Consider the following 8,828-nt stretch of genomic DNA (forward strand, 5'->3'; position numbering starts at 1 on the left):
GAGACGCCGGCGAAACCGGCCCATTCCAGCCGGCGTCTCCAATGCCCCCGGAGCCCCCGGAGCCCCCGGAGCCGTCCGGGCCAGTCGTGGCCGTCGGCGGTGACCATGGTGCCGGCCTGTTCCCGTCACCCGCACCCGCGACCGGGCCCGCGACCGGGCCCGCGGCCGGAGGCGATGGGGGCGAGGATGCCGGCGGGCCGGCGGCGGGCGGCGGGCCGCCGGGCTCCGCTGTCTGCGGAGCCGGAACCTCCTCCGACGGGATCTCCTGCACGTCGAAAGGGCGCCGGCGTCGCCCCTGGCCGGACGCCGGGCCGTCAGAACCAAAAGCCATCGGCTACCCTCGCGGAAGTGCTGGTCGTGGGCCCGGCGGCGCAACGGACGGCCCGGCGGGGACGGACGGCCCACCCGGAGCAAACGGCACGCGGCCGCCGGACGGGCCGGCGGCGGCCCTGGCGAGAGCCGGGCCGGCAGCGGCCGGGGCGGTGGTGGCTGGTGGGGTAGCGGCCGGGACGGCCGGCGGCAGGACCAGTTCGGTGCGCAGGACCCGCAGCGACCACTCGGCCCAGCGTTGCTCCGCGCCGGCGCGCCGCCCCCGCACGGCCGCGGCGAAGACGAGCGCGACCTGGTCGTAGCGGTGCGCGGCCTCGGCCAGCGCGACCGCCCACTGCTCGACCCGCAGGCCGGCCGCGGCCACGGGCCACAGCGGCTCGGCGACCGGCGGCTCGGCCAGCACCGCCTGGACGTCGGCGAGCACGGGCAGGACGCGCCGGGCGGGCAGCCCGTCGGCGACATCGCAGCGAGCCAGCACCAGCCGCCGCGACAGGACGTCGAACACCGACGCGACCGCCGGCTCCCCCATCCTCCCGACGGCGCCGGGCACCATCCCGACAGCACCAACCACCGATCCGGCGAGACCGATCGCCGTCCCGACAGCGCTGGGCACCGACCAGGCAGAATCGACCACTATTCCGTCAGCGCCAACCACCGACCCGGCAGAACCGGCCACCGACCCGACAGCGCCAACCACCGACCCGGCGGGACCGGCCACCATCTCGGCGGTCCCAACCACCGACCCGGCAGAACCGGCCACCATCTCGGCGGTCCCGACCACCGATCCGGCGGGAGCGGCCACCGGCCTGGCCGAACCAGCGGGCACGTCCGCCGCCGTGACCACCGAACCGGCCGTACGCCCGGCCGCCGCCGGCCCAGCCGTCATCTCAGCCGGCTCAGCTGTCGCGTCCGCCGCCCGGGCCGCCGGGCCGGCCGGCCCATATGAACCGGACAAACCGAATATTCCGGACAGTCCGGGATCGGGATCGGCTGACAGCGACGCGCGGGCGGCGGCCGGGTCGTCCAGGTTGTGGACGAGCAGCCAGGCGGCGACGTGGACGAGGCCGGCCGCGGTGTAGTCGGCGGCCGCGTCCCGGTACCGGCCGGTCCGGATGGACAGCTCCGCCGCCCGCTGGAAGGAGCCGGCGTCCCGGTAGCAGCGCGCGGCCTCGACGGTCTGCCCCGCCCGCAGGTAGCAGTCCGCGGCCCGCTCGAGCAGCACATGGTCAGTCATGAAGCCGCTGCCCTCGTTCGGCCCGTCCGGTCGACGGCTCCTCCTCGGCGGGCCACTGCCTGGCCTGCTGCTCCTGACCCACCTGTCGCTCCTGGAGCAGCGGTACGGGCTGCGGGGCCTCCTGCTCGATGAGGGCGTTGTTCTCGACGATGCGGGCGACGTCGGCGGTGATCCGGTCGTGGCGGGCGTCGTGGTCGGCCGCGGGCGCGCCTTCGCTGGTGTCCTCGACGCGGAACACCTCGACCTCACCGGTGTCGGCGCGGTAACGGAACTTCACCCGGACCCGCATGCCTCACCCCCCGAATCCCGTAATCAATAACACGTGGCCCGCCAGCTCATAGCCTGTGGTTCATAGCTCGCGGTTCATGGTCCTGGTTCGTGGTTCGTGTCCGTGGTTCGTGGTTCGTGTCCGTGGTTCGTAATCCGGAATCCAGGATCTGAAATCCGCGGTCCGTGGCCCGAAGTCGGGAATCCGGCCGGGCCGTCAGATCCGCAGCTCGAATTCGATGTCGAGGACGCCGTCGTTCTCCGACCAGGTGATGCCCTCGGCGCGCCGGGCCCGGGCGTAGGCCAGGATCGCGTCCCGGTAGGCGCCGGCCAGCGCCTGGTGGAAGATGTTGCGCCCCTGAATACCGACGGTGACCAGCCGAGTGGCGGCCTCCCGGCGCAGCTCCTCGACGCGGGCAGCGGCGGCCTCGGCCAGGGCGGTGTCCGCGCGGGCCGAGGCGGTGGCTTCCACGGCGGCGCCCTCGGCGGTGTCGGCCCGCTGCCGGGCGGCGGCGAGCAGCGCCTCGACCTGGGCGTCGACAGCCCGCTCGGCGTTGCGCGCGGCCTCCCGGTGGGCGTACCGCTGCGTCCGGCCGCCGTAGTTGTCGTCGTAGTAGACGCCTTCGCCCTCGGCCTCGACGGTTTCGGCGAGCTGCCCGCGGACGACCGCGCTGGCCTCGCCGGAGGCCGTCACCTCGGCGACGGCCTCCGCAACGATCTCCAGTTCGCGGGTGGCGGGATGGTAGATCAGCCAGCCGCCGTCGAGGGCGTGCCGGAACGACTCGCCGTCACGTTCCCACCCGGCGGTGCGGGCGAGGACGCCGGTCAACGCGGCCAGGGTGGGCGCGCCGATGCCGGCGGCCAGCGGCTCGCGGACCCGGGCGTCGCCGGTGGCCTGCCCGCGCCGGGTCACCTGGCGGCGGATCTCCTGCTCCCAGGCGTCGCTGAGGTCACGGGTGGCGCGGACGCGGACCCGGCGCGGGTTACACATCGACCAGCTCCTCCTCGGCGAACCGTTCCCGGTAGATGGTGATCGTCTCCCGCTGGTGGCGTTGGACGTCGGTGAGCAGGTCACGGGCGTCGGGATGGTCGCGGCGCAGCTCCAGGACGAGCCGCTGGCCGCGTCGCAGCAGCTCCCGGAACTCCTCGGCGCGGGACGCCTCCTCCCGGCGGCCGGCCAGCTCGGCAAGATCGATCCGCAGCTCGCCGAGGCTGCGCACGGTGCGGCCGGGCTGGTCGACGGGCACTCCGGCGTCGGCGACGATCCGGCGTATCGTCTGCTCGTCCCGCGGGTCGGTCCACAGGTGCACGAGCGGGGCGAGGTCGGCGAGTTCGGCGGCGGCACGGCCGGCGAGCAGCGCGCGGGCCGCGAACGTCTTCTGCGCCTTCACCGCCCGCCGGTCGGAGAAGACGACGCCTTCGGCGCGCAGCGAGCGCACGATCCGGGCGAACGGCCCGCGCACGGCGGTCAGGTCGATGTCGGCGACGGCGCGCTGGAGCCGGCCGAGGTCGGCGAGGCCGAACCCGGCCCGGGTCCGCCCGGCCGGGCCGTCCGCCGCGGCCGCCCCGTCCGCCACCGCGTTGATCAGCTCCTGTTCGCCACGCCAGCCGAGGGTGAGGACGTCCTCGATGTCGTCGTCGGGGACGTAGTCGAGCCGGCAGCGCAGCAGGAACCGGTCGCTGAACGCGGCCAGCACCGGGTCGTCCGGAATGTCGTTGGACGCCCCGAGCAGCGTGATCAGATTGGCACCGACCGCCTGGGTGCCGTTGTGGAAGGTCCGTTCGTTGATGAGGGTGAGCAGGGTGTTGAGGATCGCCGAGCTGCCCTGGAACACCTCGTCGAGAAAGGCGATGTCGGCCTCGGGCAGCATGCCGGCGGTGTTCACCTGGTAGACGCCCTCGGTCTGCAGCCGCCGGATGTCGATCGGCCCGAACAGCTCGGCCGGTTCGGTGAACCGGGTCAGCAGATAGCTGAAGTAACGGGCGTCGAGCGTGCGGCGGAAGCGTTCCAGCAGGCTGCTCTTGGCGGTCCCCGGCGGCCCGACGAGCAGGACGTGCTCACGGCACAGGACGGCCAGGGCGAGCAGGTCGACCGCCTCGTCCCGGTCCACGAAGTCCTGCCGGACGTCGCGCAGCCGGGTGGCGAACGTGCGCGCCAGCACCCTGGTCGGCTGGTCCAGCGCCGGCGTGGTCACCGGTGCGGTCGCTGGTGTGGTCATGGCGTGGTGCTCTCCCCCCGGCCAGGACTGGTACTGGCGTCGCGGGACGTCCCGGTTTGGGGGCTCCCGTCTGTGGTGAACTCTTCCCCATAGGTGACGATCGGGAGCATATCCGTGGTGCCACGGCGGCCGGCGACCCCGGCGACCCCGGCGACCCCGATCGGCTCGCCGGCCGGGCCGCCCGCCGGGCGGATGGCCCCACGCGTGACCGTACCGGTGCCCGCCGTGGCGGTGCCGGCGGCGGCGCCCCTCGTGCCCGCGCCACGGGTCCCCGCCCCGCCCACGGAGGCGCCCGCGGAGGGGACGTGATCCGGAGTCGCCACCAGGGCCACCCGCTGCCGGCCGGCGCCGGAGCGGCCCGGCCGCGGGTTCCGCTCCAGCTCCCGCCGCTGCCGGGCCGCGCGCAGCGCCCCGATCAGCTCGCCGAGCCGGCGGGCGTCGGCGGGCCGTCTCGGGTCGCCGACCAGCTCGTCGGCGCGGCCGTCGCGGAACACCGAGCGGATCTCGTCGCCGTTGAGCCCCTCGGTCGCCCGCGCGATGGCGTCCACCAGGACGGGGCTGACCGGGATGCCGAAGTGGCCGGCGTGCACCCGGACGATCTCCCGGCGGGCGTCCTCGTCCGGCAGGTCGATCCGGATCGGGCGGAACCGGCTCGGCCGCAGCAGCGCGTCGTCGATCAGGTCGATCCGGTTGGTCGTACCGATGATCAGAACTGGTACCTCGGGGCGGAAGCCGTCGAGTTCGGTGAGCAGCTGGGCGACGATCGCGTTGCCGGCCCGGCTGCCGCCGTCGTCCCGGCCGGTGCGCCGGGCCGCGATCGAGTCGAACTCGTCGAAGACGACCACGGCCGGGGCGTTGCGGCGGGCCTCGGCGAACAGGTCGCGGATCTTGCGTTCGCTCTCCCCGACGTACATGTCGGTGACCTCCGGCCCGCTGACCACCAGGATCGTCGCGGCCAGCCGGGCGGCCACGGCCTTGGCGAACAGCGTCTTGCCGGTGCCCGGCGGGCCGTGGAAGATGAACCCCCGCGGCACCAGGTCGTGGCGCAGGTGGGCGGGCAGGTCCACGGCGCCGCCGATGATGGTCAGCGCCCGCGTCAGCTCGGCCTTGACGTCCGCGTAGCCGCCGATCGCCGAGAACGGCACGTTCGGCACCTCGAACGAGCTGGACGTCCGGGCCTTGAACACCCGCAGCTCGTGACGCAGGTCGGCGAAGGTGGGCCGCCGGTCGCCCTGGCGCAGCGTCGGGCGGTGCTGGTGGTAGGCGAACCGCAGGGCGTTGCGCAGCCGGACGGCGTTCATCCCGGCCACGTACTTGTACAGGTCGGTCGCGTCGAAGCCGTCGAACAGCTCGGCCTCCCCACGGGTGACCAGCGCCCGCCCGACCGGCACCCGCGCGCCGGAGCCGGTCGCCACCTCCCGGGGCAGGATCTCGATCGACAGCCGGACCGCGAACCGGTTGGCCAGCACCTCCGGGATCACCAGGGACGGGTCGGTGAACGCCAGCAGCACGCACGCGCTGCGCTCGTAGAGGACGTCGGTGAGCTCCCGGGCCTCGCTCGTCAGCGCCGCGTCGCTGCCGCCGGCGAGCAGGTCCAGATGGGGGACGACCACCACGTCACCGGGCTTGGCGTCGGTGACCGCGGCCTGCAGCGCGGCCAGCAGCTCGGCGCGGCGCCCGCCGCCGAGCGGGGTCGCCTCCCCCAGGCCGGACGGCATCCCCGGCGCCCCGGCGCCGCCGACGGGCCGCAGCGTCCGCTGGGGCCGCCCGGATCGGCCGGCGATCTCGTGGGCCAGGTGCTCGACGAGCAGCTTCTCGCAGCGCACCAGGACCGACATGCCGCTCTCCAGGTACGCGGCGGCCCGGTTGATCTCCATGTCGTGCGCGATCAGCACGGCTTCCCGCTCGCTCAGCGTCTCCGGATGCCCGGGCTCCGCGGCCACGACCTGCCCGGTCGCGCCGGTGTTCCGCTCGGCCGTGCCGGCACGGGTGTCCGCATCGGGGTCGGCGCCGACCGCGGCACCGGGGCCGGCACCGGCGTCGGCGCCAGCCGCCGGTCCACCGTCGCGCGGTGAGCCGGCCGCGGCGAGAGCCGTCAGGTCCAGGCCGGGCGGGAGGTGCAGCGGGGTCGACGGGTCGGGTTCGGCCAGCTCCAGGACAAGCCGCCGGACCGGCACCTCCAGGTAGGCCGGATCCAGCGGGGTGAGGCTGAACGCCGGCAGGTCGGCCAGCAGCTCACCGAGAGTGAGCTCCGGTTCGTCGGTCTCGGCCAGCACGTATCGATCATGAAACGCCGTCGGATCGAGCGGGACGAGCCTCAGCCTGAGGAGGCCCGCGCTCATGCCGCACCTGCCACCGACAGAGCGAGCCGGTACCGCCGGACGAGGTTCAGCGCGTCACGATGGCCGTCCAGGAACGTCCGGGAGCGGATCAGCGCCGGGTCGCGCTGGTCCAGCACGGCCAGCGGCGCCCAGAACCGGACGGTGGCGACAGGCAGGTCGTCGGGCAGGCCGGCACCGGAGAGCGCACGGGCCGCCGCGCTCAGCCGCCTGTCCCAGTCGGCGCCGTGGCGCAGCCGGGCCAGCAGGTAGGTGTCGAGCACGACATCGGGATGCTCGTGGGACAGCCGGGTCAGCAGTTCCGTCCGCCAGGTGAGCACCGCCGGGTCGGACGACCACCCAGCCAGCGCCGCGGTCAGCACGGCACGCCCGCGCGGCCGGCCGAGCAGGCCGACCGCGGCGGCGGCCTCCGTCGCGGTGGCACCCCCGGCCAGCCGGCCCAGCGGCGGCCGGTGCAGCACCGCGGTCAGGATGGACGCCCGCAGCAGCGCGTCGGCCAGCTCGGCGTCGATCGTCCGGTCGGCCGCCGGCACGACCGGCGCGGCTGCCACGGACGCCGCGGCCGGCGCAGCTGTCGCCACTTGCCCGGCTGTCGCCACTTGCCCAGGTGCCGCCGCTTGCGTGGGTGTCGAGGCTGGCGCAGCTGTCGCCGCCTGCCCGGGTGCCGAGGCGCCGGGCATGGGTCGGCACACCGACAGTGCCGGCGCGACCACCGCATGCCGGGCGAGGGCGTCGGCCCAGCCACCGGCGGACAGCCTCGGCGCCGGGACCGCCTCGGCGAGTGCCCGCGCCGCGGCGGGCTGGGCCCGCCCGCCGACCGCGGCCGCCAGCAGCAGCGCACCCGGGCCGACCGGCGCCGGATCGGCGAACGGAGGCGACCCCGCCCCGAGCCGGGCGGCCGTGTCACGGATCAGCTCCCGCAACGCCGTCACAGTGCCCGCGGTGGGACGGCCGAGCGCGCCGGCTTCCCGCAACGGACCGACCGGCGGTGGCGCCGGCCGTCCCGTGGCGTCACCCGCCGGCCGGCCTGCGGTGTCAGCGGCCCAGGCGAGCACCCGGCACGCGGTCGTCTCCGCGTTCATCCGGTGGTCTCCCAGTAGGGGGTGAGCACCATGCTCTCGCCACCATCCCGCGTCCTTCTTGCACTTCTTGTACCTCTTGTATCTCCTGCGCTTGTTGTAGGTGCGCTTGTCGTACTTCCGTCGTCGGCGGTATCGGCGGTATCGGCGGCCTCCGCGTGGTAGAAGCGCAGCACCCGATCCCGCGGGTCGTCCCGGTCGATGTTGACCAGGCCGGCGACCTGCCAGAGCCGGCGGAACGTGGTCGTGTGCAGCTCGACGTCCACCGACGACAACCCGATCTCGCCGGTGGCCGGGAACAGGTGGGTGTGGTACCAGCCGACGAGCCTTTCGTCCCGGCCGCGGCCGGCCAGCTGCTCGTTGATCCGCAGGAAGCTCTCGCCGGTGAAGGTGAAATGCAACAGGGACGCACCGGTCCGCTCCGCCGCGATCGCCGCCGTGATCTTCACGAGGTGGCTGCCGGGACGGTCCGCGTCACGGTAGACGTGACCGGCGAGAAAACCGCCTTCCTCCACCTCGGCCGAGAACTCCGTCCGGCGTTTCAGGGCGTCGGCGACGTCACGGTCGATCACCACCGTGACTCCCGGCGCAGCCGTGGCCGTAAGCATGGCACCAGCACGGACGCCGGCACCGGCGTCTGCGTCTGCGCCTGCGTCGGTATCGGCGTCACGGTCAGCCACGGGCAGCACGACATCCACGTCAGGTATTTCAGCGGGTATTTCGGCGTCGGGTATCTCGGCGTCCGCGCCGGACATCTCGGCGCCGGATATCTTGACGTCGGCACCGGGTGTCCTGGCCACGTCGGCGACGAGATCGGCGAGAGTCGCGGCCGGGGGGTCGGGCTCGTGGATCTCCTCCAGATGGAAGGCCCGGGGACGGCGGGAACCCACCGTCACCTCAACCCGGCCCTCCACCTGCGGGGCGGGCCGGACCAGGGCCACCCGGTCGAAACCGGGGCCGCGGATACCGAACCCCCAGTGCTTCTCCGCCGGGATCTGCTCGGCGAGCAGCCGCTGCAACGGCCGGGCGATGATCTCCCGGACCGAGTGCGGATGCTGGTAGAGCAGCCGACCGTCCCGGACGATGCGCACCCGCACGTAGCCGTGACTCGACCGGAGATTGACCACCGAGGGGCTGCCGGCCAGCTCGGAACGGTCCGCGACCGGCAGGAACAGCAGCTCGAAGCGGCTGCCGACCAGAGCCTCACCCAGCACCCGCTCGAAGACGGTCTGCAACAACGGGACGAGCGGTACCCGACCGACCCGGACGTAGTCGTCGGTCCGGTACAGCTCGACCTCGGTGCTCCCGGCGCTCATCGTCCGTCAGCCCCGGCCCCAGCCCCGGCCTGCGGGTCGTCACC

General features: G+C 74.3%; 7 protein-coding genes. All 7 read right to left on the reverse strand.

Annotated features, from left to right (window positions below; genetic code table 11):
- Window positions 1-334 precede the first annotated feature (334 nt).
- The gene (locus AC5LUJ_RS21415) at window positions 335-1,564 is read right to left on the reverse strand and encodes a hypothetical protein (protein WP_250286620.1); all 1,230 of its coding nucleotides are present in this window, start codon (window positions 1,562-1,564) and stop codon (window positions 335-337) included.
- Window positions 1,557-1,853: a hypothetical protein gene (locus tag AC5LUJ_RS21420; protein WP_250291568.1), complete on the reverse strand. Its 297-nt coding sequence runs from the start codon at window positions 1,851-1,853 to the stop codon at window positions 1,557-1,559. The genes AC5LUJ_RS21415 and AC5LUJ_RS21420 overlap by 8 nt, the downstream gene beginning before the upstream one ends.
- 195 nt (window positions 1,854-2,048) lie before the next feature.
- Window positions 2,049-2,822 carry a molecular chaperone DnaJ gene (locus tag AC5LUJ_RS21425; RefSeq protein ID WP_250291569.1) on the reverse strand — a complete coding sequence of 258 codons (774 nt, stop codon included), beginning with the start codon at window positions 2,820-2,822 and terminating at the stop codon, window positions 2,049-2,051.
- Window positions 2,815-4,050, reverse strand: coding sequence for an AAA family ATPase (locus AC5LUJ_RS21430; protein ID WP_493465606.1), 1,236 nt, complete (start codon window positions 4,048-4,050; stop codon window positions 2,815-2,817). The genes AC5LUJ_RS21425 and AC5LUJ_RS21430 overlap by 8 nt, the downstream gene beginning before the upstream one ends.
- The gene (locus tag AC5LUJ_RS21435; protein WP_493465607.1) at window positions 4,047-6,392 is read right to left on the reverse strand and encodes an AAA family ATPase; all 2,346 of its coding nucleotides are present in this window, start codon (window positions 6,390-6,392) and stop codon (window positions 4,047-4,049) included. The genes AC5LUJ_RS21430 and AC5LUJ_RS21435 overlap by 4 nt, the downstream gene beginning before the upstream one ends.
- Complete coding sequence (locus AC5LUJ_RS21440; RefSeq protein WP_493465608.1) at window positions 6,389-7,471, reverse strand: hypothetical protein; 1,083 nt, start codon at window positions 7,469-7,471, stop codon at window positions 6,389-6,391. The genes AC5LUJ_RS21435 and AC5LUJ_RS21440 overlap by 4 nt, the downstream gene beginning before the upstream one ends.
- Complete coding sequence (locus tag AC5LUJ_RS21445) at window positions 7,468-8,784, reverse strand: JAB N-terminal domain-containing protein (RefSeq protein ID WP_493465609.1); 1,317 nt, start codon at window positions 8,782-8,784, stop codon at window positions 7,468-7,470. The genes AC5LUJ_RS21440 and AC5LUJ_RS21445 overlap by 4 nt, the downstream gene beginning before the upstream one ends.
- Window positions 8,785-8,828: the final 44 nt, after the last annotated feature.

The organism is Protofrankia sp. CiP1_Cm_nod3, assembly GCF_982290655.1.